18 protein-coding genes and 1 pseudogene are annotated in these 25,293 nt (G+C 71.4%); 9 read left to right on the top strand and 10 right to left on the bottom strand.

Annotated elements, in window-relative coordinates; all coding sequences use genetic code 11:
* The first annotated feature begins 50 nt into the window (after positions 1 to 50).
* The 8 genes from AQI95_RS14880 (at position 51) to AQI95_RS14845 (ending at position 11,821) form a co-directional block, all read left to right on the top strand.
* Positions 51 to 1,586: a GMC family oxidoreductase gene (locus tag AQI95_RS14880; RefSeq protein ID WP_079071257.1), complete on the top strand. Its 1,536-nt coding sequence runs from the start codon at positions 51 to 53 to the stop codon at positions 1,584 to 1,586.
* 400 nt (positions 1,587 to 1,986) lie between these two features.
* Entirely contained in the window at positions 1,987 to 4,059 is a 2,073-nt protein-coding gene (locus tag AQI95_RS14875; RefSeq protein WP_067122655.1) for a flavin monoamine oxidase family protein, read from the top strand.
* A complete protein-coding gene (locus AQI95_RS14870; protein WP_067122652.1) occupies positions 4,056 to 5,885 on the top strand; it encodes an alpha-keto acid decarboxylase family protein in 1,830 nt (609 codons plus the stop codon). Before AQI95_RS14875 ends, AQI95_RS14870 begins: the two co-directional genes overlap by 4 nt.
* A 106-nt stretch (positions 5,886 to 5,991) precedes the next feature.
* Positions 5,992 to 6,501 carry an inclusion body family protein gene (locus tag AQI95_RS14865; protein ID WP_067122649.1) on the top strand — a complete coding sequence of 170 codons (510 nt, stop codon included), beginning with the start codon at positions 5,992 to 5,994 and terminating at the stop codon, positions 6,499 to 6,501.
* A gap of 207 nt (positions 6,502 to 6,708) precedes the next feature.
* Positions 6,709 to 8,139, top strand: coding sequence for a DEAD/DEAH box helicase (locus tag AQI95_RS14860; RefSeq protein ID WP_067122647.1), 1,431 nt, complete (start codon positions 6,709 to 6,711; stop codon positions 8,137 to 8,139).
* 588 nt (positions 8,140 to 8,727) lie between these two features.
* Positions 8,728 to 9,003 carry a hypothetical protein gene (locus tag AQI95_RS14855; RefSeq protein ID WP_067123157.1) on the top strand — a complete coding sequence of 92 codons (276 nt, stop codon included), beginning with the start codon at positions 8,728 to 8,730 and terminating at the stop codon, positions 9,001 to 9,003.
* Between the two features lie 362 nt (positions 9,004 to 9,365).
* The gene (locus AQI95_RS14850) at positions 9,366 to 9,566 is read left to right on the top strand and encodes a hypothetical protein (RefSeq protein WP_067122644.1); all 201 of its coding nucleotides are present in this window, start codon (positions 9,366 to 9,368) and stop codon (positions 9,564 to 9,566) included.
* A gap of 782 nt (positions 9,567 to 10,348) precedes the next feature.
* Positions 10,349 to 11,821, top strand: a complete 1,473-nt coding sequence (locus AQI95_RS14845) for a sialidase family protein (protein WP_067122641.1) — start codon at positions 10,349 to 10,351, stop codon at positions 11,819 to 11,821.
* A gap of 232 nt (positions 11,822 to 12,053) precedes the next feature.
* Here the strand turns inward: AQI95_RS14845 and AQI95_RS44810 are convergent.
* From AQI95_RS44810 to xylB, 10 genes and pseudogenes are all read right to left on the bottom strand, one after another.
* Positions 12,054 to 12,258, bottom strand: a pseudogene (locus AQI95_RS44810) (hypothetical protein); the annotation flags it as partial.
* Between the two features lie 198 nt (positions 12,259 to 12,456).
* A complete protein-coding gene (locus AQI95_RS14840) occupies positions 12,457 to 12,663 on the bottom strand; it encodes a hypothetical protein (protein ID WP_067122638.1) in 207 nt (68 codons plus the stop codon).
* A gap of 1,315 nt (positions 12,664 to 13,978) precedes the next feature.
* Positions 13,979 to 15,502, bottom strand: a complete 1,524-nt coding sequence (adh, locus tag AQI95_RS14830; RefSeq protein ID WP_067122632.1) for an aldehyde dehydrogenase — start codon at positions 15,500 to 15,502, stop codon at positions 13,979 to 13,981.
* Positions 15,503 to 15,560: 58 nt separating this feature from the next.
* Entirely contained in the window at positions 15,561 to 16,868 is a 1,308-nt protein-coding gene (locus AQI95_RS14825) for a helix-turn-helix domain-containing protein (RefSeq protein ID WP_067122628.1), read from the bottom strand.
* 57 nt (positions 16,869 to 16,925) lie between these two features.
* Complete coding sequence (locus AQI95_RS14820) at positions 16,926 to 17,486, bottom strand: N-acetylmuramoyl-L-alanine amidase (RefSeq protein ID WP_341849467.1); 561 nt, start codon at positions 17,484 to 17,486, stop codon at positions 16,926 to 16,928.
* Positions 17,487 to 17,709: 223 nt separating this feature from the next.
* The gene (locus tag AQI95_RS14815; protein WP_067122625.1) at positions 17,710 to 18,723 is read right to left on the bottom strand and encodes an acetamidase/formamidase family protein; all 1,014 of its coding nucleotides are present in this window, start codon (positions 18,721 to 18,723) and stop codon (positions 17,710 to 17,712) included.
* A gap of 244 nt (positions 18,724 to 18,967) precedes the next feature.
* On the bottom strand, positions 18,968 to 20,452 hold the full coding sequence (locus tag AQI95_RS14810) for an APC family permease (RefSeq protein WP_067122623.1): 1,485 nt from the start codon (positions 20,450 to 20,452) through the stop codon (positions 18,968 to 18,970).
* A 284-nt stretch (positions 20,453 to 20,736) separates the two neighbouring features.
* A complete protein-coding gene (locus AQI95_RS14805) occupies positions 20,737 to 21,216 on the bottom strand; it encodes an NUDIX hydrolase (protein WP_067123151.1) in 480 nt (159 codons plus the stop codon).
* A gap of 43 nt (positions 21,217 to 21,259) precedes the next feature.
* Positions 21,260 to 22,468 (bottom strand): ROK family transcriptional regulator, encoded by a 1,209-nt coding sequence (locus tag AQI95_RS14800; protein ID WP_067122620.1) that lies wholly within the window; start codon positions 22,466 to 22,468, stop codon positions 21,260 to 21,262.
* Positions 22,469 to 22,502: 34 nt separating this feature from the next.
* Complete coding sequence (xylB, locus tag AQI95_RS14795) at positions 22,503 to 23,957, bottom strand: xylulokinase (RefSeq protein ID WP_067122617.1); 1,455 nt, start codon at positions 23,955 to 23,957, stop codon at positions 22,503 to 22,505.
* Positions 23,958 to 24,090: 133 nt separating this feature from the next.
* On the opposite strand from xylB, the gene xylA reads away from it, so the two are divergent.
* The gene (xylA, locus tag AQI95_RS14790) at positions 24,091 to 25,257 is read left to right on the top strand and encodes a xylose isomerase (RefSeq protein ID WP_067122614.1); all 1,167 of its coding nucleotides are present in this window, start codon (positions 24,091 to 24,093) and stop codon (positions 25,255 to 25,257) included.
* The last annotated feature ends 36 nt before the right edge of the window (positions 25,258 to 25,293 follow it).

The following is a 25,293-nucleotide window of genomic DNA, read 5'->3' as shown; positions in this document are numbered from 1 at the left end:
TGATCCTCCGGTGGCCGGAGGAACGTGCACGTGATGACAGGAGAATGCACATGACAGTCCTGACCGGCGACTACGTCGTCGTCGGAGGCGGCACCGCGGGCTGCGTACTCGCGGCGCGGTTGTCGAGCGATCCGGGGGCGCGCGTGGTGCTCCTCGAAGCCGGCGAGGCGAGCGGCCCGCGGGCGATGTCCTCCCCGGATCCGCTGGCGGCCTTCAGCCTGTGGAGCACGTCCGTGGACTGGGCGTACTCCACAACGGCCCAGCCCGGCACCGAAGATGCCGTGCACGCGTGGCCGCGGGGCAAAGTGCTCGGGGGGTCGAGCGCCATCAACGGCATGGTGCACCACCGCGGGCACCCCGACAGCTACGACGCCTGGGAGAAGCAGGGAGCGACGGACTGGAACTACGACGCCCTGCTGCCGTTCTTCCGGCGGAGCGAGACGGCCGAGGGGCGCGACCCGCACGTGCGTGGGACCGACGGCCCCATGCGCATCGAGGCGAGCCCGGCCCCGAACCCGCTCGCCGAGGCGGCTTTCCGCGCGGCGGTGGAGTCCGGACACACGCCGCTGGAAGACGGCAACGGCCGGGTGAGCGAGGGAGTGTCGTGGCGCGAGACGAACGTCGCGCAGGGCCGGCGGCAGAGTGCCGCCGATGCCTATCTGCGCCCCGTCCTCGCCAGGCCCAACCTGACCGTGATCACCGGCGCGCAGGCCCGTCGGCTCCTGCTGGAGGGCGGACGCTGCCGAGGGGTGGAGTACACCGTCGCCGGTGAGGTGCGAACCGTCCTGGCCGACCGGGAGACCGTCCTTGCCGCCGGCGCGATCGGGTCCCCGCATCTGCTCCTGCTCTCCGGTGTCGGTCCTGCGGACCACCTCCGGGAAACCGGCGTCGAGGTGCTGGCCGACCTGCCGGGTGTCGGCGGCAACCTCCACGACCACGTGACCAGCTACGTCGTCTACGGCTCCGACCGGCAGCCGCCCAGTTCCGACCAGAGGCCGCCCACCGGCCCGTCCGCCGAGGCGCACGTGCTCACCCGGAGCCGTGCGGATGTGGCTCCCGACCTGCTGCTGCTCTTCGCCGGGGCGGCGCTGCGGCCCAGGTGGACAGGGGCGGACCCCGGCGGCTACTCCGTCCTGTTCTCCCTCATGGACCCGAGCAGCCGGGGCACCCTGCGCCTGCGGAGTGCGGACCCCGCTGTGCCTGCGCTGATCGATCCGGCCTACCTCAGCGACGACCGCGACCTCGACCGACTCGTCCTCGGTCTGCGCCTCGCGCGTGAGCTGGGTGGGACGAAGGCGCTCGCGCCGTGGCGGACGGCCGAGTCCTTCCCCGGCGCGGACGTCCAGGACGACGACTCCTGTCGCGCGTACGTGCGCAGCACCGCGAGCACCTACTTCCATCCCGTGGGGACCTGCCGGATCGGCACGGACGAACTCGCCGTGGTGGACCCGCAGTTGAGGGTGCGGTCCGTCGCGGGACTGCGCATCGCCGATGCCTCGGTCATGCCGTCCACCGTGTCGGCGCCCACCAACGCGACCGTCCTCGCCATCGCCGAGCGAGCGGCTCACCTCATGACCGGCGGCTGAGCGCCGGGAGAACGACGCACGCGCCCCGAGTCGGCGGGCGCGTGTCCGGCGGTGAGGACCCTGCCCTCCGGTGGTGACGGGGCGCCGGTCGGATGCACGTTGGCCTGATGCATATGCCAACGTCGCTGATCGCTCGGTCAGTCGTGGGAGTGGGGTGACGGCTCTTTCGTCGGACCGGTGGGCGGGGTCGGCGCATCCTCGTCCCACGGTCTTCACATTTCATGAGGGAATTGCTATTCCAGTTGCATCCGACTCCCCTTCCGCCCCTCAGGAATCTTCCGCCTTCTCGCCGAGAATTCAGGCAAGTAGAAATCGCGCCACCCAGCCCTCTCGGTAGTTTCAGGACTTTATCTTCAAGGTGAACCGCGAAACCGTTTCGGCATATCTACGATCGCAGGCTATGACCGACATTCCACGGGACAACTCCGCCACCCGTGCCCGCTGGCAGACCTGTCTGAGGCTCGCCCGTGAACTCCTCCTCGTCGGACCCGACGGAAAAGACCTCAAGCTCGAATATCTGCACGCACTGATAGACACGGGCCGCCTCGGTACCACCCGGCACCCGCGCAAGAAGGTCCTCGTCGTCGGCGCCGGCATCACCGGCCTCGTCGTCGGCCGGCTGCTCAAGGACGCCGGGCACGACGTCACCATCCTCGAGGCGAACGCCAACCGTGTCGGCGGCCGGATCAAGACCTTCCGCACCACCAAGCACCACCAGCCCTTCGCCGACCCGGCCCAGTACGCCGAGGCCGGGGCCATGCGGCTGCCCGACTTCCACCCGCTCGTCCTCGCCCTGGTCGACAAACTGGGGCTCGGCCGCCGCCAGTTCTACAACGTGGACATCGATCCCCGCACCGGCAGCGGCCCCGACGTGCCCGTCCCTCCGGTGACGTACACCTCCTTCACCGGCCGGACGTGGACGTACGGCGACGACAGCCCGGACTTCGCCGAACCCGACAAGCGCGGCAACTCCTGGATCCGGGCCAACCGCGTCCAGGTACGGCGCGCCGACTACGCCGCCGGACCCGAGCGGATCAACGAGGGCTTCCACCTCACCGACGACGAGGTCCGCGCCCCCGTCGCGCGGATGGTGGACGAGGCGCTGGAGAGCGTGCGCGACTACTACTCCGACGTCGTCGACGGCAAGCGGGTCGACAAACCGTTCGACGAGTGGGTCGAGGGCTGGGCCCGGGTGATCCGCGACTTCGACGGCTACTCGATGGGCTCCTTCCTGCGCGACCGCGCCGGGCTCAGCGACGAGGCCGTCGAGGCCCTCGGAACCCTGGAGAACATGTCCTCGCGGCTCTACCTCTCCTTCTTCCACAGCTTCCTGAGCCGCAGCGACATCAACCCCGGCGTCCGCTACTGGGAGATCCCCGGCGGCAGCTGGCGCCTGCCGCACGCCCTGTACCAAGGCCTGCGCGACGAGGTGCAGCTCGGTCAGCGCATGATCCGCCTCGAGTACCACGACCCCAGCCGCGACACCGACCCCGACGGCACCGGGGCGGTCGGACCCGACGGGTGGGGCGTGGCCGTACAGACCGTCGACGAGGAGGACCCGAAAGAACTGCCCCGTCTGTGGACGGCGGACCTGGCGGTCGTCACCATCCCGTTCTCCTCGCTGCGCTTCGTGGAGATCGTCCCCTCGATGTCGTACAAGAAGCGCCGCGCCGTCATCGAGACCCACTACGACCAGGCCACCAAGGTGCTGCTCGAATTCAGCCACCGCTGGTGGGAGTTCACCGAGGACGACTGGCGCGACACGCTGGACGGCATCGCGCCCGGCCTGTACGAGTACTACCGGCGGGGGCACGAGGTGGACACCGAGACCGTGTCCGTGCCCACGCTGCCCGAGCCGGAGGCCGGACTGCTCGGCGCCGCCGTCAAGGACAGCCTCGTCACCGAGGAGATGCGGCGGATCGACGGCGGCCTGCCGCTGCGCGGCCCCGCCGTCCGGCCCGCCACCCACTGCTTCGGCGGGGGCTCCGCCGCCGACAACCCCAACCGGTTCATGTACTACCCCTCGCACCCGATCGCGGACAGCACGGGCGGCGGCGTCGTCCTCGCCTCGTACTCCTGGTCCGACGACGCCGCACGCTGGGACTCCATGCCGAAGACGGAGCGCTACCTCTACGCCCTGCGCAACCTCCAGGCCGTGCACGGCCGGCGCATCGAGGTGTTCTTCACCGGCCGGGGCGCCACCCAGAGCTGGGCCCGTGACCCGTACGCCTTCGGCGAGGCCGCCATCTACACCGCGCACCAGATGACCAGCTTCCATCTGGACGTCTCCCGGCCCGAGGGCCCGGTGCACTTCGCCGGTGAGCACACGTCCCTCAAGCACGCCTGGATCGAGGGCGCCCTGGAGAGCGCCGTCCGCGCCGCCCTCGCCGTCCACCAGGCCCCGCCGGTCACCGACAGGAAAGGCCCGGACCAGGACGCCCCGGGTGCGGACCGGGAAGGGGAGTCCTCGTGAGCGCGATCACCCCCGCCTGCACGGTCGCCCGCTATCTCGCCCTGCGGCTGGCCGAGTTGGGCATCACCCACCTGTTCGGCGTCCCCGGCAACCACCTCGGCCCGTTCCTCACCACCCTGCGGGCCGAGGGCGACATCGAATGGGTCGGCACTCCGACCGAGGGCGGCGCGGGCCAGGCCGCCGACGCCTACGCCCGCATCCACGGCGTGGGCGCGGCGGCGGTGACGTACAGCGTGGGCGCGTTCAATCTGCTCAACGCCTGCGGCGGCGCGTACGTCGAACAGGTCCCGCTCATCGCCGTCAACGCCTGCCCGCCGTACGAGCAGTGGCAGAACTTCCGCGCCGTCGGGCTGCTCACCTCGCACATGAGCCCCCGTGCCGAGAGCAACCTGGACGTCTACCGGCAGGTCACCGTGGACGCACAGGTCATCTCCCACCCGGGCCTGGCGCCCGCCCAGATCGACGCCGCGCTCACCGCGTGCGTCTCCGAGCGCCGGCCGGTCTACCTGGAGGTCATGGAAGACCTGTGGGACGAGCCCTGCCCCGAGCCGACGGAGCCGATCGTCCGGCGCGAACGGCCGTTCAGCGAGCGCAACCAGAAAATGCTGGACCAGGCCGTGCAGGCGATCCTCACCCTGATCGAGGAGCACCCCGGCCCGGACGGCAGGCCCCGCCCGATCGTGTGGGCCGGCGAGGAGATCGACCGGTACCGGCTCGGCGGGGAACTCGTCGACCTGGTGGCGGCCACCGGCGTGCCGTTCTGCACGACCGTCGGCGCCAAGGCCGTCGTGGGCGAGGACCTGCCGCAGTTCCACGGCGTCTACAACGGCAAGGCCAGCCACCCGGACGTCTACGCGGTCTTCAAGGAGTGGGCCACCTGCCGGATCGGGCTCGGATCCTGGTCCACGTCGAAGAACCTGGGCGGTGAGCAGAACGTCGGCACCGACTGGGTGATGGCGGCGCACGGCGGCGTCAGCGTCGGTACCTCCTACTTCCCCGACGTCCAGCTCGCCCAGTTGCTGCCCGCCCTCCAGGACGCGCTGGTGAAGGCCTACGGCACCGACGGCCTGTCGGCGGACTACTACGCCGAGTCCTACAGCTACCGGGGAGCGCGGGACGACCGCCCCGCCGGCCTGGCCCAGTACCGCGCCTCGCTGAGCGTCGGCGGCGCGCGGTCCCGGGACGCCGAACGGCTCACGTACGACGGCGTGTTCGACCGGGTCAACCACTTCCTGGGCCAGGAGAGCACGGACGACTGGACGGTCGTGTCCGACGCCGCGTTCTCCCTCATCGGCTCGATGAACCTGTCCCTGTCCGCGGGCGGCTTCCTGTCCCAGATCAGCTGGCTGTCCATCGGCTGGTCGGTCGGCGCGGCCACCGGCGCCGCGCTCGCCCCGGAACGCGACGGCGCCCGCCCGATGGTGTTCGTCGGCGACGGCGCCTTCCAGGAGACCTGCCAGGAGATCTCCACGCACACCAGGCTCGGGCTGCCCTCGGTGGTGTTCGTCCTGGACAACGGGTCCTTCTACGGCATCGAGCAGATGTTGGTGCACCCGGCCTACTTCGCCGCACAGGACCCCGCCGACCCGGACTTCTACAACGTCCTGCACCCCTGGCACTACGACCGCCTCCCGGCCGTCTTCGCCGGCGAGGACACCCCGGCGACCGGCCTCAGCGTCGCCCGCCCCGCCGAGTTGGACGAGCTGCTGGCCCGCCTCGGCGACCCGCACGACCCGGTCAACGCCGGACCCGTCCTGGTCCGCGTCCGCCTGGACCGGCACGACTATCCGCGGGCCATGGCGTACAAGGTGCCGAAAACCTCGTGACCGAAACTCCCGTGACCGAAAGTCCCGTGACCGAAAGTCCCGTGTCAGAAACTCCGGTGTCAGAAACTCCGGTGTCAGGAAATCCCGAATCCCGAGGGGGAGAGAAATGGCTGATCTGAACGTACTGATCGCGTTCGACGCGGCCACGATCGTCGAACAGAATCCGGGCGCGTCGCGGAATCCCGACGCGCCGACCTACGTCGACCAGAGCCTGATCTACATGACGACGCGGCACGACCACATCGTCGGTACCTCGGGCGCCGAGCTGAACCTGCGCGCCGAACCCGGGGACACCATCCGGTGGCGGGAGACGACGGTGTCGCTCGGCAGCGACTACAAGGCGCTGCTGTACCGCTACGTGAGCAGCGACCCGGGCCACACACTCATCAGGACGCCGGAGATCGAGGTGGTCGACGGCATCTATCCGCTCCCGCGGGAGGGCAGCGAGGGCAGTCCGGATTTCGTGACGCAGAAGTACCAGGACCACTACTGGCGCACCACGGTGAAGAGCGTCGGCAAGGTCGTGTACCACTTCTACTTCCAGATCCTGGACCGGCACCGGCAGCTGAAGGGGTACTACCAGTGGGACCCCTTCATCACGATCGAGGACGCCTGACGGTCCGGCCGTGAGGGGCGGCGGCGCGGTCACCACCGCCGCCGCCCTTCGCGGTGCCCGTCCTGCCGCGCTGCGCCGTGCTAACGTTGTGCGTTTGTGGCGTCGCTGTGCCGGTGCTCCGTTCGGTGCTCCGTTCGGTGTCCCTGGCCGGCGGCCGCGTCCCCGCCGCGCCTTCCTCGGTACGGTCCCTTCGGAGGAAGGCTCTCTGTGAGCGAATCAGCACGTGCCGATGCCCGGCAGCAGGACGACGCGCCCGAGGCGGCGGGCGCCACTTCGGCAGTGCCCACGGCGGTGTCCTTCGCCCGGCTGGGGTTGCCGGCCGAGATTCTGCGGGCGCTCGATGAGCACGGTGTGACGGTGCCCTTCCCCATCCAGGCGGCGGCGCTGCCGAACGCGCTCGCGGGACGGGACGTCCTCGGCCGGGGCCGCACGGGATCCGGCAAGACGCTCGCCTTCGGCCTGGGGATGCTCGCCCGGACGGCCGGGCGGCGTGCGCAGCCGAAAGAGCCGCTGGCGCTCGTTCTGGTGCCCACCAGGGAGCTGGCGCAGCAGGTCGGTGAGGCGCTCACCCCGTACGCCGAGGCGCTGCGGCTGCGGCTCGCGACCGTGGTGGGCGGAGTGTCCGTCGGGCGGCAGGCCGCCGCGCTGCGGGACGGCGCCGAGATCGTCGTGGCCACGCCCGGTCGGCTGCACGACCTCGTCGAGCGCAAGGGCTGCCGACTGGGGCGGGTGCGCATCGCGGTCCTGGACGAGGCCGACCAGATGTGTGACATGGGGTTCCTGCCGCAGGTCACCGAGATCCTGGACCAGGTGCGTCCCGACGGGCAGCGGATGCTGTTCTCCGCCACCCTCGACCGCGACGTCGACCAGCTGGTGCAGCGCTACCTGCGCGACCCCGCCGTCCACTCCGTGGACCCCGCGTCCGGCGCGGTCTCCGCGATCGAGCACCACGTCCTCGTCGTGCACGGCCCGGACCGGTACGCCGTGACCACGGAGATCGCCGCTCGCGACGGCCGCGTCCTGCTGTTCCTGGACACCAAGCACGGCGTCGACCAGCTCACGCGGCATCTGCGGGCCAGCGGCGTGGCCGCCGCCGCCCTGCACAGCGGGAAGTCCCAGCCGCAGCGCACCCGGACCCTGGCCCAGTTCAAGAACGGGCAGGTCACCGCGCTGGTGGCGACGAACGTCGCCGCGCGCGGCCTGCATGTCGACGACCTCGACCTCGTGGTCAACGTCGACCCGGCCACCGACCCGAAGGACTATCTGCACCGGGCGGGCCGCACGGCCCGGGCCGGTCGCTCCGGCACCGTCGTGACACTCGTCCTGTCGGGACAGCGCCGCGAGACGAGCCAGGTCATGGCGGACGCCGACGTCGCCCCCAAGGTCACCAAAGTGCGGTCCGGCGAGGCCGAGCTGAGCCGGATCACCGGCGCCAGGGCCCCCTCCGGAAACCCTCTCGACGGCGGGCCTGCCGTACCGCGCCCCAAGAACCACAACGCCCCGTTCCGCGGCCTGGGCAGCACCAAGGACGCCAAGGACGCCAAGGGCGGCTCCGGCGGCGGCTCGTCCCGCAGGAGCAGCGAGGCGCGCAAGCTCGCGGAGGCCCGCAAGGCGGCCCGGGTGCGGCGCGGCGGCTGAGACCGGCTTCCCGGACCGCCGGCGGCGCGGAGAGATCCGCGGGCTCGTGCACCGACCGGTACATCAGTCCCATGGGCGTGCTGGTGCCGAACCCGCTGCCTTGGCCTCCCATCGGCGCTCGCCGTGAAGTGCCACCGCAGTGGCGGCCCAGCACCTCGCGGGGAAGCGGAGGCCGGCCGCCTCCCCAGCCGAGCCGCGCCCGGCGGTGTGCAGGGGACAGGCCGGGCGGGCGCCGGCCCGTCCGGTCCACCTGGTCGGCCGGACGGGCCGGCTACCGCGCTTCGCGCAACCGCAGTTACTCAGCGCCGCCCCCCGGATGCCCAGGACGGGAGGGGGAGAGGATGCGACGCTGGAGTGAGGGGCCCGCGAGTGGAGGTCCGAGTGCGTCTCATCCGGTCCGGGGCTCTCTCCTTCGGCCTGGCGACCATGTCCCGGTGCGGCTCAATGGATGCGACGCAGAATCGTGCGGTCAGTCTGTGAGCCCGCCGGCCGGGGCACCACTCACCGAGCGTCGCCGGGCGGCCTTACCGCGTGGATCCGGCCCGCCGGGACCAGGACCGCGCGACCAACGGAAGGCAGGTGCGTCCCATGCGCACGTCGACCCGTATCGCCGGTGCCCTCACCGGCCTGACCCTCACCCTCGGTGGCGCGGTCCTCGCTGCTCCCGCGGTCCGGGCGGACATCCCCGCCTGCACACAGATGGCCGAACTGGCCGGTGCCACCGCTTCCGACTCCGTCACAGCGGCCTGCGGCCGTGGCGTGGTCGGAGACCTGCAGAGTTGTGTGACCGGGCTGACCGGGGCCGGAGTGGCGGGCGGCGCCGCGACCGGTGCCTGCCGGGCGGCGGCCCACGAACCGCGTTAGAGGACCGCGCGCGGCAGCCGCCCGCCGGCACCGGTCGGGTCGGAGGCAGGTACGGCCCGTCTCCTCCTCAACCCCCGGCCTGCCCGGACACAAGGCGGCCCCGGTGGGCAGTCTCGACGCCAAGGACATCGACGTCGCCCCGCTCCTACCGACGCGCACGCGGCGTACCGATGCGGCCGGTCGAGGTCGGTGCCGTCATGCCTCTGCGGGGCCGGGCAGTCACCGCCCGGGCGCGGCGCCCGGCCTCGCCTCGCGGGCCTCATGCGGAGCGCCCATTCTGAGTAAGAGGGCGTCGTCGTCTTGAGACTTGTCCTTCCCGAAGGCCGAACGAAGGCGCCTGACAGGAGGAGGAAGTCATACGCATGCGAAGAATCCTGGGCCTCGCCCTGGCCGCGGCAACCCTTGCCGGCGTGAGCGCCGTCGGCGCTGTCAGCGCCGGGGCCGCCTCGTCTCCGAACATCTCCAGAGACGACTGCACGGCCGCCGGCGGACAGATCGTTTCACGCCCCTACGCCGGCGAATCCTGCGCGCTGCCTGACGGGACCTCGCAGGCGATCACTTGACGGGTCGGCGCACGGCTGGGCAGCCGGTCCGGTCGGTGCACGCGGCGCGGTGGGTATGGAGTGACGGCACCCGGTCCACCGTCGGGTGGATCACCCGCGCCCGTCTCGACACCGCGGCACTCGCGATGGTGGACGCCGACCGTCTCGAAGCCAAGGCCGTCACCGCTTCGAGACGGCCCGCGCCGTCCTGAACACCGCGCTTGCCGCCGTCCCGAACGGCCCCGGCCATGTCGTCGGACAGCGACCGACGAGGTCGTTCGCATTTCCTGGCTGTATTGAGCATTTCCTAGCTGTATTGATTCGGATTTCCCAGCTGTATTGATCACGAGCGTTGTTGACACTCGGCAGGTCTTGAACAGGCGCAGAAGAAGGAGCAGTTCCGCCGGCCTCGAGCCTCGATGTGCCGACGGTGATGGAGTCTTCCTTCTGGCGCGGGCGATGATCGCGCCGCTGTCCGCGACCCGTCCGAGTCAAGGCCGACCCCGTCGGCATCGCCAACCGGCACGCGGCCCACGGCCCTCTCCGGGGACCTACGAGACGGCGCCGTAACAGCACGACCAAGGAGCCGACCGGCACGGTGCACCCGCCGGCCGGCTCCGCCGTGCTCCTCGACGACCCCGGGGATGACTCCGTCGTTCGGCCCATCAAGGGCTCCGGCTGCAACGCCGAAAAGGACCAAACGGAGTCGCCCCACCCTCGCGTTCCGGTACGCCTCCTCGCCCCAGGCCGCCCCGATGACGGCGGTCCCGTACCCCGGCCGACAGGCCCGGAGGAAATCCCGCATGCGCGTCTTCCTGCCCCTGACCGCCGTCACCACCGCCGCGATCCTGCTCGTCACGGTCACCGGCGCGACTCCCGCCGCAGCAGACCGGAACCCCGACGGCACACCACTGGTCAAGGTGTCCCAGGGCGACCCGTACGCGAAGTGCACCATCGGAGCGAGGTCCCCCGACAGCATCGTCTACCCGGCCACCGAGGTCGAGCCGTACCTGTCCGTCGATCCGCGCGACCCCAAGCGCGTGGTCACCGTGTTCCAGCAGGACCGCTGGAACGACGGCGGCGCCCGTGGCCTGGCGGCCGGCTGGACCACGGACGGCCACACCTACCACCGGAGCACGCTGCCGTTCAGCCTCTGCGCCCCCGGCGGCGCGGACTACGAACGGGCCTCCGACCCCTGGGTGAGCACCGGACCGGACGGCACGGTCTACGCCGGTGGGGAGGGCGTCGACTTCACGAAGAGCACGCGCAGCGCCCTCCTGGCAGTCACGTCCCGCGACGGCGGCCGCACTTGGCGGAACCTCACCACCACGCACGTCGACGAGCAGCCGTTTTTCAACGACAAGCCCTCACTCACCGCCGACCCGATCCGCAAGGGCACCGCCTACCAGGTCTGGAACCGCCTCGACAACGACCCACCCGGCCCCAGCTCCCTCGACGGTCCCGGCTACATCTCCGTCACCCGCGACGGAGGCCGCACCTGGAGCAGGGCCCGGCCGTTCGTCGACACCAGCACCGTGCCCAACACTCAGACCATCGGCCATCTGATCGTCGCCGACCGGTGCACCGGCACCCTGTACGACTTCTTCGACCGGATCACCTACTCCGACGACCTGAGCACCGTCGTCGAAGCCCGCTACGAGGTGGTCACCTCGACCGACGCCGGAGAGACCTGGAGCGCCCCGGTCACCGTGGCCCGGGACACGTCCGTACCGGAGGTCGACCCGAACGACCCCACCAAACTGCTGCGCGCCGCGGCCACCCTGCCGAGCCCGGCCGTCGACCCCAAGTCAGGCACGCTGTACATGGCCTACGAGGGCTCGGACTTCTCCGGTGGAAAGTTCGACTCCGTCCAGCTTGTGCGGTCCACCGACGGCGGACGCACCTGGGGGACCCCGGAGCTGATCAGCCCGAAAAGCGTTCCGGCCTTCTCACCGTCGATCGCGGTCGCCGAGCGGGGCACGGTCGCGCTCACTTACTACGACCTGCGCTTCCTCAAGCCCGGCAACACCACCACCTTGCCCACCGCCTACCAACTGGCCACGCTGCAGCACGGAAACCCGAAGCTCCGGACCGAACGACGGATCTCGCGGGTCTTCGACTGGCTGCAGGCGCCGTTCGCCGGGGGCTACTTCCTCGGCGACTACCAAGGCCTGGTGGCGGACGGCAACGGAGTACGGGCGGTGCTCACCGAGACCCACTCCGGCGCACCACAGAACCGTACGGACGTGTACACCAGCAGTCTCCGTACCCGCTGACCGACGCGGACGCCGTCGGCCGGCCCGGCCGCCGTCGGCTGCAGACAGGCCTCGGACCCACTCTGTGACCACGTTGGGCGGGGAGGTTTGGCCGTGTCCCGCCAGGCGGGCGGGTCTGCTGCTCTGGGGTCGTGTGGTTTCCCGGTCTGTCGGGCACGGAAGGAGCACAGGCAGGGCACGCCTGAGACCTGGCATTCGAAGATCCAACGCGCCGCCGGTCGCCCGCCCGCCAACGGTTGATCGGGATCTCATGGACGATCTCGCAATGAGCGACGGGCACCACGATGTCCACCGTCTCCACGGGCCGCCCCTGGTCGTGACTCCCAACTCGTGGACAGCTGCACGGGCCTGCCGTCCGCCAGGAACTCGTACGTCGTCCGGACACACAGCTCGCCCTCGGCGATTCCGAGCCGCGCCGCGATCTCCGCCGGACAAGGTGCGGCCTACGGCCGCGCAAACCTTGACAGCTCGCTGCGCCCGCGCGCGGCGGCGTTCGGGAGCTCCCGCCCGCGGCGTGCTTCCGGGCCGACTCGGACCCGGCGTGCCCGACGGGTCGGCACAGTCCCTGTGACTCTCCCGGCTACGCTCGCGCGGGAGCGCCCCGCGGCGCGTGGCTGCGGGGCGCCTTGTGGGGTTCAGTCGATCTGCTCCCCGTTGTGCCTACCGCCCTTGCAGAGGTTGTTCGCCAGATCGGCCGTTCCGCCGCCCTGCTTGCACTCAGAAGGGGTGACGTAAGATGGCGCACCCTGTGTGGCGGCGCTGGCGGTGGCGGCGCCTGTGAGGCCGAGTCCGGCGAGGGCTGCCGTGGCGATGACGGCGGCGAGGATTCGTCGAATGCGCATTTGGTTCCCTTTCACGGATTGCCTCGATTGGGGCACTAGTCAGCTTGATCTTCACCCATGTGGGTGGCACGTCAGGTTGGGCCATTCGGGTGAAAGTGCCGTCGGGTGCGGGGTCGGTGACGCGACCCGTCGGACAGGCCCTGGAACGAAGAGAGCACCCCGGCCGGATGGGCGGTCTCTTCGTTGTTCCGGAGGGGCAGCGTCCGCAACCGGCCCCATGCTAAGAGCCGTGTTGACCTGCGGAAACGCGCCCTTGGTAGCGGAGGGTGGCCGGACGTTGGCGGGCGCTACACATTCTGTTTGGCGTCCGCGGAAAAAGTGCAGGTCAGAGGGGGCGAGCGATCCCCGGCGGACGCTCCGGACGCTATTTTCCCTTAACTCTCAAGTTTTGCTGGGGGAGGGCTGTTCAGGCGGGGCGGGATCGCGGGCCCGGCTGCCCGCCCGCCCCTGAAAAGCCGTGGTGAACCACAGAGAGCGGGGGAGGCCCGGCGACACCTGCCCACGTCTGCCGCCTGCCCCTTGGAAGGCTCGCAGGGCAGCAGTCCAGGAGCGGGCGTCCCCGGGGCAGGTACAGGCGCCCTACGCAAGCAGGAAGACCACCCGCGGACGTGACGTGCTCCTCTTGCTTGTGCAGGGCGGTCGTGGCGCACCCTGATGCCTTCCAAGCGAGGGCGACGAGTGCCCCGCTCCTGGAGCCGCCTGCAGGAGCGTGGGGGAACCGTGCGCGGGTGTCAGGGCCAGGTGTCAGGGGGTGTCAGCGCGCGCTGTCAGGGAGCGTGACACCCGCGCCTGCCTAGGGTTTGGGTGTTAGGCGGCCGGTCGACTCTTCCGGAACCAGGCCGGCAACTACGAGGAGGTTGCCGCCTACGGCATCACGTGGGCGCGGGCTCGGGAACACGCTCTGACGCTTACCGAGTGCACCTCTCGCCTGGCCAGGCGACCTTACGATCTCCGGCACGCCGGGATCTCGTTCTGGCTCCACTCCGGAGTGGACCCGGCCGAGTGCGCCCGCCGCACCGGCCAGAGCATCGAGGTTCTCTTTCGCCACTACGCCAAGTTCCTTGACGGCCTTCGAGAGCAGGCGTACCGCCTCATCGAGCAGTCCATGAACGAGTGGCAGCGCGTCAGCCAAGGTGACGTACCCGAAGGCTGAACCGGGGGTTTGGTCCGTGACTGGTCCGGAAGCACTGGTCAGGAAGGGTGCGGTCGTGGGAGGAACGGGGAGTTGGTACGCAAGCCGGGCTCGGTCGAGAGCGGGCTGAGCGAAGGGCGCCTGACAGGTGAAAACTCAGGTCAGGCGCCCTTTCCCATGTGTCTAGAAGAAGCCCAGCTTCTTCGGCGAGTAGCTCACCAGCAGATTCTTGGTCTGTTGGTAGTGCTCCAGCATCATCTTGTGCGTCTCGCGGCCGATCCCGGACTGCTTGTAGCCGCCGAACGCCGCGTGCGCGGGGTAGGCGTGGTAGCAGTTCGTCCACACGCGGCCCGCCTGGATCGCGCGGCCCGCGCGGTAGGCCGTGTTGGCGTCCCGGGTCCACACGCCCGCACCGAGCCCGTACAGCGTGTCGTTTGCGATCTTGATCGCGTCGTCGAAGTCGTCGAAGGAGGCCACCGAGACGACCGGGCCGAAGATCTCCTCCTGGAAGATCCGCATGCGGTTGTCGCCCTCGAAGATCGTCGGCTGGACGTAGTAACCGCCCTTCAACTCGCCGTCGTACTCGACGCGCTCGCCGCCCGTGAGGACCTTCGCGCCCTCCTGCCGGCCGATGTCCAGGTAGGAGAGGATCTTCTCCAACTGGTCGTTGGAGGCCTGCGCGCCGATCATCGTGTCGGTGTCGAGCGGGTGGCCCGGCTTGATCTGCCGGGTGCGTTCGACGGCCGCCTGAAGGAAGTCCGCGTAGTGACCGCGCTGGATCAGCGCCCGGGACGGGCAGGTGCAGACCTCGCCCTGGTTGAGCGCGAACATGGTGAAGCCCTCGAGCGCCTTGTCCCGGAAGTCGTCGTCGTGCGCCCACACGTCGTCGAAGAAGATGTTCGGCGACTTGCCGCCCAGCTCCAGGGTGACGGGCTTGATGTTCTCCGAGGCGTACTGCATGATCAGCCGCCCGGTCGTGGTCTCGCCCGTGAACGCCACCTTCGCCACCCGCGGGCTCGACGCCAGCGGCTTGCCCGCCTCCACGCCGAAGCCGTTGACGATGTTCAGCACACCCGGCGGCAGCAGGTCCGCGATCAGACCGACCCAGTAGTGGATGGAGGCCGGGGTCTGCTCGGCGGGCTTGAGGACGACCGCGTTGCCCGCGGCGAGCGCCGGCGCGAGCTTCCACGTCGCCATCAGGATCGGGAAGTTCCACGGGATGATCTGCGCGACGACCCCGAGCGGCTCGTGGAAGTGGTACGCCACCGTGTCGTCGTCGATCTCGGCCAGCGATCCCTCCTGCGCGCGGATCGCCCCCGCGAAGTAGCGGAAGTGGTCGATCGCCAGCGGGATGTCGGCCGCCAGCGTCTCCCGGACCGGCTTGCCGTTCTCCCAGCTCTCGGCCACCGCCAGGGGCTCCAGATGAGCCGCCATACGGTCGGCGATCTTCAGCAGGATGTCGCCGCGCTCCGCCGCCGACGTACGACCCCATGCGGGCGCGGCCTCGTGCGCCGCGTCCAGCGCCCGCTCGACGTCCTCCGCGGTGCCGCGCGCGATCTCGGTGAACGGCTGGCCGTTGACCGGTGACGGATTCTCGAAGTACTGCCCGCGCACCGGCGGCACGTACTCCCCGCCGATGAAGTGGTCGTAGCGCGCCTGGTAGGAGACGATCGCGCCTTCGGTGCCCGGCGCCGCGTAACGAGTCATGCTGGTCTGCCTCCCGGGTGCAGCGCTGCCCGCCGTTGGGCAGCTGTCGGGCGCGAGGCTAGGCGCGCGGACGTTGCAAGTACGTTGCGCCGCCGGTCCGCCCCGGTGTCCGGCCGGCCTGTGCCGTCAGCTCGGCCTCCAGCGCGGCGAGCCGGGCCCGCACCGGCGCCGTGGGCCGCACCGCCGCGAGCGCCCGCCACACCGTCACGTCGTCCTCGCCCCACGGCGCGTGCGCCCAGTCCGCGAGCAGGTCCGGGTCGCGGCGCGCGATCAGCGCCGTGCGCAGCCCGTCGGCGAGCCGCTCCCGCAGCCGTACGATCGCCGGTGCCTGCGAACCGGGCAGCACCGGACCGGTGTACGCCTTCGCCGCCGCCGTGACCGCCCCCGCCCGCAGCCTCCGCTCCACCACGGCGACGTCCGACTCGACCGCCGCGCCGAGCCGGTACGGCCGCGAGGCCAGTACTCCGGTGCCCAACACCCGGCGCAACCGGGCCAGTTCGGCACGCAGGGTCACCGGTGTCACCGACTCGTCCGCATACAGCGCGCACAGCAGCTCGTCTCCGGTCAGCCCCTCGGGATGTCGGGCGAGCAGCACGAGGATCTCGCTGTGTCGGCGGCTGAGCCGGGCCCGGCGGCCGTCCAGGACCAACTCGGCCTCGTCCCGTCCCAGCGCACCGAGCAACGGCGTGCCCGGGGCGGCCGGAGCAGGCGCGAGCAGCGCCAGCTGCGCCTCGGCGGCCCGCGCCACCGCCTGCACGAAGCCGAGGCTGTGCGGATGGGCCAGACCGTCCCCGCCCGTGATGTCCACGGCGCCCAGGACCCGGCCGGTGCGCGGATCGTGCACCGGTGCCGCCGCGCAGGTCCACGGCTGGACCCGCCGTATGAAGTGCTCCGCGGCGAACACCTGCACCGCGCGGTCCACCGCGACCGCGGTCCCCGGCGCGTTGGTGCCGACCGCGCTCTCCGACCAGCGAGCCCCCGGCACGAAGTTCATCCCGTCCGCCCGGCGCCGGGTCGCCCGGTGCCCCTCGACCCACAGCAGCCTGCCGTGCGCGTCGCACACCGCCAGCAGATGCTCGCCGTCGGCGGCGAACGTGCCCATCAGCTCCCGGAACAGCGGCATCACCCGGGCCAGCGGGTGCTCCGCCCGATAGGCGCCGAGGTCGCTGTCGGTCAGCTCGACGCTGGCGGTGCCGTCCGGTCCGACACCGGCCCGCGCGCTGCGCCGCCACGACTCCGCCACCACCGACCGAACCGGCCGCGGCACCGTCCCCGCCCTGGTGAACGTCTCGTGCGCCCGGCGCAGCGCACGGACCCGCTCGGCGGGGTCGGCCCCCGGCTCCAGGGCCACCCACGGATCGGTCAACTCGGCCTCCCCGGACGGTGAAACGCTGATGTCGGTGCTGCGACCATCCTCTTCCGGCTAGGCGAAGTTGACCAGTCTCAGGTACCGGACCCAGTCCCAGTTCGGGCCAGGATCGGTGTGGTCGGTACCGGGCACCTGGTAGTGGCCGATGATGTGCTCCCTGTCCTTCGGAATGCCGTGCTTGTCGCAGATCGCCGCCGTGAGCTTCGCCGACTGCTCGTACAGGGCGTTGGTGAAATAGGCGGGCTGGTCCACCCATCCTTCGTGTTCGATGCCGATGCTGCGGGTGTTGTACTCCCAGTTGCCCGCGTGCCAGGCGATGTCGGCCTCGTGCACGCACTGGGCGACATGGCCGTCCGCCGAGCGGACCAGATAGTGCGCGGACACCTTCTTCTCCGGGTTGGCGAAGATCGCCAGTGCGTTGGCGTACGTCTCCTGCGTGACGTGGATGATCACGCGGTCGATGGCGTAGGTGCCGGGGCGCTCGGACCCGGTGTAGTTGGAACTGCTCGCCGGCTGCCACTCGGCGGGCGGGTAGTCGACGGGCGCGGACCGTGCATCCGCTCGCGGAACGGGAAGCAGCGCGTAGGGAACCGCGGCGAGCGCCGCGCCCTGCAACAGGCGTCTCCTGCTCAGCCACGGCTGAACCGGGCTCGCTGTTCGCGCCTGCTCCGCTGGCTGTGCTGACTGTGCCGGGCCGACCGGGTCCATGTCCATCGGCGGGTGCCTTTCGGGGTGTGGGGGTGTCAGGGGGCTTTGATGTGCCTCGGGGTGTGGGTATGTCGGGGGAGCGGAGTCGCCACGGCGGGCGGCGAGCGCCTCACGGGGGGTGGGGTCGGTGTCAGGCGCGCAGCGCTCGCGCGGTCTCCCGCAGCCGCGCGTGTACGCCGCGGTACGTCTCGCGCGCGGGCAGCCACTCCTTGCGGAGCTTGGCCACGCACGTGTAGTTCGTGTCGCACACGTTGGCCAACGGTGATTCGACGGTCTGGGTTGCGAATTGATACGCGTCCGGCGCACTGAACCCGTAGTCACGCACGAGCCATTGCACCAGGTCGAGCTGCGATATCCGGAACGCGTCCTCCAGCGGGCGGGCCGATCCGGTCGAGATGATGTGGGTGTCGGACTCCAGCCGCGGCCACGGCGTGGCGACCTCCTTGAGGAGGTCCACGACCACCACGGTGTTCATCGCGCACTCCACCGCCACGCCGCAGGTCTCGCCCTCGCCCTGCCGGGCATGGCCGTCGCCGAGGCTGAGCAGGGCCCCCTCGACATTGACGCCCAGATAGCAGGTGACGCCGGCCCGCATCTCGGGCGTGTCCATGTTTCCGCCGTGCGCGTCCGGGACCAGGGCCGAGCGCACCTCCAGATTGGCGGGGGCCACGCCCACCGTGCCGTGCATGGGGTCCAGGGGCAGCTCCGTCTCGAAGTCACTGTCCTGGGCCTGGAACAGGGCGGTGCGGCGCACGCGGTCCAGCTGCCAGATCCAGACGCGCTCCGGCAGCGGGGGCTGCAGTGTGGCCGTGGTGTGTGTGGAGGTGAGGGCGCCGAAGAGCGGGACCGTCGTCGACGCCGCCCAGTCGCGGGCCGGTTCGATCGACACGAAGTGCACGGCGACGGTGTCGCCGGGCTCGGCGCCCTCGATGTGGAAGGGGCCCGTCTGCGGATTGAGGAAGGGGAACTCGCAGACCTCGGAGACGAGGTCCTTCTCGGAGCGCACCCGCCCGGCGAAGCAGTCCTCCGTGTACAGGTCGAGAACCGTTCCGGGCGTGATCCGCGCGATGGGCGGCGCGCCGCCGAAGGTCCATGCGTAGGCGTCCGGTTCCGGACGCACGGTGAGGATCCGGGGGTCGGTCATCGTCGGGGTGGTCCCTTCTGACGGGGCGGTCGTGGGACGGAGCGGGGCGTGCGCGGCCGTGGCTTGTCCAGGCCGAGGGGCGTGCGACGAGGCGGGGCGGCTCAGCAGGGAGGTGGAGGGCGAGGGCGGATGCGGGTCGTCGACGGCTCAGCGACGAGGCGGAGGGCAGCGTGGACGCGGGGCGTCGGCGGGCTGTTGGCGGGGCGGGGGGGGGGAGGGAGGACGGACGCGCGGCCTGGGTGGGTCAGCTCGGCACCGTCCCGTCCTGGCGGTGGTCCGCCGGGTCGTCCGCGTCGAGGTGGACCCGCGCGGTCTCGGCTATGCGCTCGGGGTGACGCCGCATCAGCAGCATGAGCACCACCACGCCCGCGGCCATCCAGGCACCGACGATCGGGCCGGCGTAGGACACCGGGGCCGTCAGTTCGGTGACGAAGTCGAACACCGGAAGGCCGGCGGCCGTCAGCAGGGCCGGGACGAAGGCCGCCGTGCCCAGCACCGGGAACAGCAGATGCCGCAGGGGTTTGACGGCGGACCGGCCCGCCCGCAGGAAGTAACCGGCGCAGGCCACGTTCACGACGATGTAGACACCGACGACGACCGTGACGATCACCGTGGCGAGCAGCAGGAACGCGGTCACCGGGTCGTAGCCGAGGCCCAGCCCCAGGGTCACTCCGACCGCCAAGACGCTCTGCAGTGCGATACCGGCCACGGGGGAGCGGTGCCGGGGGTGGAGCGTGGCGAGCAGGCGGGGCAGGACGCGGATGCGGGCCAGCGCGAATGCCGTACGGGTCGAGACATTGGCGCACGCGTTGGCGTTGGCGATCGTGGAGTTGACCACTGCCAGGAAGACCAGCACCCACAAGAGGCCGAAGGAGGCCCGGGCGACGCCGTCCCAGGAGGCCTCGCCGGAGGTGCCGAACTTCGCGAACCGGTCCGGCCCGAAGTAGACCGTCATCGCATAGGTCGTGATCACGTAGAACAGGCCGATGCCCAGTGCAGCGCCGAGGACCGCGCGGCGCATCGTCCGCCGGGGATCGCGGGTCTCCTCGGCGAGCGGCGCCGCCGCCTCGAACCCCGCGAAGGCCAGCACCGTGTACACGGACCCCGCGAACACGCCGCTGATTCCGGCGTACCCGTCCGCGGTGTGCGAAGTGCCGAACACCGACAGGGTGTTGGCACTGCCCGCCTTGCCGATGAGCAGCACCGCGAACACCAGGAAGACGACGATCTCGAAGACACCGAGGACTGTGCCGAAGCGGGCCGAGGCGCGGATGCCCGACGAGCCGGCGACGGCGATCACTCCGGCGCCCGCCAGGGACCACGGCCACCACAGATCCGCCGGATACGAGGACCACTGCTCGTGCAGCGTGCCCGCCGCCGTGAAACCGAGCTGCAGGAGCAGCAGCGGTGGGATCAGCATCTCCACGAAGACGTAGCCCCAGCCGACGAGAAAGCCGACGGCGGGATGCAGACCGCGTGCCGCGTACGTGGCCACCGAACCCGCCGTGGGCAGCTCCCGTGCCAGCTCGGCCACGCAGGACGCGGTGAACAGACAGGCCACCAGCGCGATCAGCACCGCCAGGGGCAGGCTGCCGCCCGCGAAGGCGGCACCGGCCGGGATCGACGCGGCCACCGCGGCGGCCGGCGCCATCGCCGTCACGCTCTGGAACAGCACCTCGCGCAACCCGACGGCGTCGCGCCGCAGCGCCCCGGTCGTCTGCTCGTGCATGTGTGTCCCCCGATGCGTGTCAGTCCACTGCCACCCGATGTGTGTGAAGTACCGCCAACCGTCCGGCACCGCTCGACCTTGACGGTCCGTCGGCTGCGCCTCGCGTGAAAATCACGGTACGGCGCGGGTGGGTCGGGCAGAAGAGCCCGCACCGCTTCCGTGGAGAAGCCCCCACTTGTGGAAAACCAGGTCACCCGATCGGGTGTACACCGGCCGTCACCGCGCCGTTTGTCCCCAGCCGTCCACGGCGTCACAGCACTGCGCCGCGTGGTCAGACCTTCCCGTCACAGCGGCAGGCCCTCCCGCAGGTACACCACGCTCCGCTCCCGCGCCGCCGCGTGCAGCGCGGTGAGCGTGGCCCGCCGGGCGGTGAGCCGCAGCCCGTCCAACTCGTCGAGCGAGAAGAGTCCGTGCCGGTCGTGCTCCTCGCTCAGCCGCACACGGACGCCCTCGGTCAAGGTCCCGGCGTGGAAGAGGCAGTCGAGCACCGGTCCGGTGCCGAGTACATCCCCCCGATGGCCGATGCCGAGCAATACCGGTTCCGGACCGATCTCTATGCCCGTCTCCTCGAGCATCTCCCGGCGCGCCGCGGCCCAGGGGTCCTCGCCGTGGTCCAGCATGCCGCCGGGCAGCCACCAGGACCCCGAGCTCGGGTTGCCGGGGCCGTACCTCAGCAGCAGGACGCGGTCCTGGCGGTCGAGCACCAGCACGCAGGAGGCGAGCAGTGTCTGTGGCTGTGTCCTGACCCATTGCGCTCGTGGCATCCAGTCCGCCACCCGGCCTCCCCTCACAGCTCCACCGGAGATGTCAGGATCGTTCCGCCACCACCGCCGGATCGTCCAGTACGCCTCGGACGACCGAGTGCGCCGCGCCCAGCAGGGGGCCCTCCGGGCCCAGCCGGGACACCGTCACCGGGCAGGGCGGGCCCGCCGTACGGCCCGTCAGCTCCGCCTCCAGGGCGGGCAGCAGCCAGGGGGAGAGGCCGGCCAGGGCGCCGCCGAGGACCACCGTCTCGGGGTCGAGGAGATTCACCGCGCCGGTCAGGGCGATACCGAGCGCCGTACCGGCGTCCCGCAGGGCTGCGCGTACGCTCGCGTCGCCCTGTTCGGCGCGCCCGGCGAGCAGGCCCACCATGTCCTCGCGCGGCTTCAGCCCGGCCGCGCGCAGCACCGCCTCCTCGCCCGCGTACTGCTCCAGGCAGCCCCGGCCGCCGCACGGACAGGGCGGACCGTCCGGCCGCACCGGCACATGGCCCAGCTCGCCCGCGAAGCCGCGGGTGCCGCGCAGCAGCCCGCCGTCCACGACGACCGCCGCGCCGATGCCGATCTCGGCCGACACATGCAGGAAGTCCCGTGCGGTGCCGTCACCGAGCCACAACTCGGCGAGCGCACCGAAGTTGGCTTCGTTGTCCACGGTCAGCGGCCAGTCACCGGGCAGCAGGGGATCGAGATCGGTGTCGTGCCAGTCGAGGTTCGGGGCGCGTACGACGGTACGGCCGTCGCGGGCCACGAGCCCGGGCACGGCCACCGCGAGCCCTGCGGGCCACAACGCCTCCCGCTCCGCCTCCGCGACGACCTGGCGCACCAGCTCGGTCAGCTCCTCGACCACCGGTCCGGGCGCCCGGCCCCGGTTCGCCGTGTGCCGCACGGCCCGTGCGCGGACCGCGCCGCGCAGGTCGACCGCGCAGACCGCGAGATGGTCGACGCCGATCTCGGCGCCGATCCCGGCCGGGCCGCGGCCGCTCACCGTGAGCGCCGAACCGGGCCGGCCCACCCGGCCCGGCCGCTCCGGACCGAGTTCCTCCAGCAGCCCCCACCTGATCAGCTCGTCCACCAGCGTCGACACCGCCGCCCGCGTCAGCCCGATGCGTGTGGCGACGGCGGCCCGCGACAGCGAGCCCTCGGCACTGACGGCGTGCAGCACACGGGCCAGGTTGCGCCGGCGCATGCCCCGCTGGGTGTCCGGCAGGGCGCGGGCGGCCCCCGACGGGCGGGTCTCGTGCAGCGGTGCGGTCATGCCTGAAGTCAGTCCTCGGTGTCGGCCGCCCGGCTCACCCGCGCGGCGCGGTGTCCGTGGCCCGCTCCAGCAAGGGGGCCGCGTCGGAGAGTACCCCGGTGATCCGCTCCAGCGTCGCCCGGTCCCGCTCCACGGCCTGGAGCACCGGGCCCGCGGCCGTGTTCCAGCGGCGGGCCACCGCGGCCGGGTCCTCGCCGGTCAGCAGGCCGGCGGCCTGCGCCGCGGCCCCGAGGGCGACCAGTTCCTTGGCCTGCGGGACCTGTACCGGCCGGCCCGACAGCCGCCGTACCGTCTGCTGCCAGGCCTTGCCCCGTGCCCCGCCGCCGATCAGCAGCAGCGGGGTGCTGCGGTCCGCGTCCTCGTCCAGGACCAGGTCGAGCGCGCCGAGCAGCGCGTGCACGGCGCCGTCGTAGGCGGCCTGCAGCAGGTGGCCGGCGGTCGTGTCGTGGCGCAGTCCGTGCAGCAGACCCGAGGCGTTCGGCAGGTTCGGGGTGCGCTCGCCGTCCAGGTACGGCAGCAGGGTCACTGCGCCGCCGGACTCCACCGCCTCCCGGTCCAGGCCCAGCAGCGCCGCGACGCGGTCCACGGCGAGTGTGCAGTTCAGGGTGCAGGCGAGGGGCAGCCAGTCCCCGTGCGCGTCGGCGAACCCCGCCACCGTGCCGGTCGGATCGGTCGGGCGGTGCCTGGAGACGGCGTACACCGTGCCGGACGTGCCGAGGCTGAGCACCGGGGCGCCCGGTCGCAGGCCGAGGCCGAGGGCCGCCGCCGCGTTGTCGCCGGTGCCCGGTGCGACCAGCGTCCCCTTGGAGAAGGGCAGGTCGTGGCTGTCGCGCACGGTGCCGGCCACCTCGCCCGGCCGCACCACCCGGGGCAGCAGCGCCGGGTCGAGACCGACGTGCGCGAGGGTCTCCGCGTCGTACGTCTCCGTCCCGGACGCCCACCAGCCGGTGCCGGACGCGTCGCCGCGGTCGGTCGTGCCCTGCCCGGTCAGCCGCTCGGTGAGGTAGTCGTGGGGGAGGCGCACCGCCTTCGTCGCGCGGACCGACCGGGGCTCGTGCTCGGCCAACCACGCCCACTTCGTGACCGTGAACGACGCGCCGGGCACGCTGCCCGTGCGCTCCGCCCAGGCCTTCGGCCCGCCCAGCTCCTCCACCAGGCGGCGGGCCTGCGGCGCCGAGCGGAGGTCGTTCCACAGCAGTGCCGGACGCACCGGCTCGCCCCGCTCGTCCAAGGTCACCAGGCCGTGCTGCTGGCCGCCGATCGACACCGCCGCCGCCTCGCGCGCCGCGTCACCGCACTGACGCAGCGCCTCGCACAGCGCGTCCCACCACTGACGCGGATCGCTCTCGCGGCCCGCGCCGCAGGACACGGTGTGCGACGCCTGGCCGCTCGCCACCACCTGGCCGGTGGCCACGTCCACGACCAGCGCCTTCGTGGACTGCGTGGACGTGTCCACGCCGACGACGAGCGGACCCTCGGCTGCTGACATCGGGCTCTCCCTTTTCCGCGACGTTCCGCGACTCTGCGGGACAAAGACATCTTGTCTCTTCCCAGAGGCGCGAGCGCATACTAATTTGTAAACGGCCATGACGAAATAGTCGTACGCAGCGAGGAGCCGTGGCATGAGCTACCAGCCCACCCCCGAGGACAGGTTCACCTTCGGCCTGTGGACCGTCGGCTGGCAGGGAAGGGACCCGTTCGGCGACGCCACCCGCCGCGCCCTCGACCCGGTCGAGACGGTGCAGCGCCTGGCCGGGCTGGGTGCCTACGGAGTGACCTTCCACGACGACGACCTGATCCCGTTCGGGTCCACGGAAACCGAGCGCGAGTCGCACATCAAGCGGTTCCGGCAAGCCCTCGACGCGACCGGCATGACCGTCCCGATGGCGACCACGAACCTCTTCACGCACCCCGTCTTCAAGGACGGCGCGTTCACCGCCAACGACCGCGACGTGCGCCGCTACGCGCTGCGCAAGACGATCCGCAACATCGACCTGGCGGTCGAACTGGGTGCGAGGACGTACGTCGCCTGGGGTGGCCGCGAAGGAGCCGAGTCCGGCGCCGCCAAGGACGTCAGGGCCGCCCTCGACCGCATGAAGGAGGCCTTCGACCTGCTGGGCGAGTACGTCACCGCCCAGGGCTACGACATCCGCTTCGCCATCGAGCCCAAGCCGAACGAGCCGCGCGGCGACATCCTGCTGCCCACCGTCGGCCACGCGCTCGCTTTCATCGAGCGCCTGGAACGCCCCGAGCTGTACGGCGTCAACCCCGAGGTGGGTCACGAGCAGATGGCGGGGCTCAACTTCCCGCACGGCATCGCGCAGGCACTGTGGGCGGGCAAACTGTTCCACATCGACCTCAACGGCCAGTCCGGTATCAAGTACGACCAGGACCTGCGGTTCGGGGCCGGCGATCTACGGGCGGCGTTCTGGCTGGTCGACCTCTTGGAGAGCGCCGGCTACGACGGGCCGCGCCACTTCGACTTCAAGCCGCCGCGGACCGAGGACCTCGACGGAGTGTGGGCGTCGGCGGCCGGCTGCATGCGCAACTACCTCATCCTCAAGGAGCGTTCGGCCGCCTTCCGTGCCGACCCACAGGTCCAGGAGGCGCTGCGTGCCTCACGGCTGGACCAGCTGACCCAGCCGACGGCGGCCGACGGACTGCAGGCCCTGCTCGCCGACCGCACCGCCTACGAGGACTTCGACCTGGCTGCGGCGGCCGCGCGCGGCATGGCGTTCGAGCGCCTCGACCAGCTCGCGATGGACCATCTGCTGGGCGCGCGGGGCTGAACGCGTGGGGGCCGGGACACGGCGCACGCCGCCCCC

Origin of the sequence: Streptomyces yokosukanensis (assembly GCF_001514035.1) — a bacterium.
Taxonomy (GTDB): Bacteria; Actinomycetota; Actinomycetes; order Streptomycetales; family Streptomycetaceae; genus Streptomyces; species Streptomyces yokosukanensis.
The sequence above is the reverse complement of the archived record's forward strand: the minus strand, read 5'-3'. Positions and strand labels throughout refer to the sequence as shown.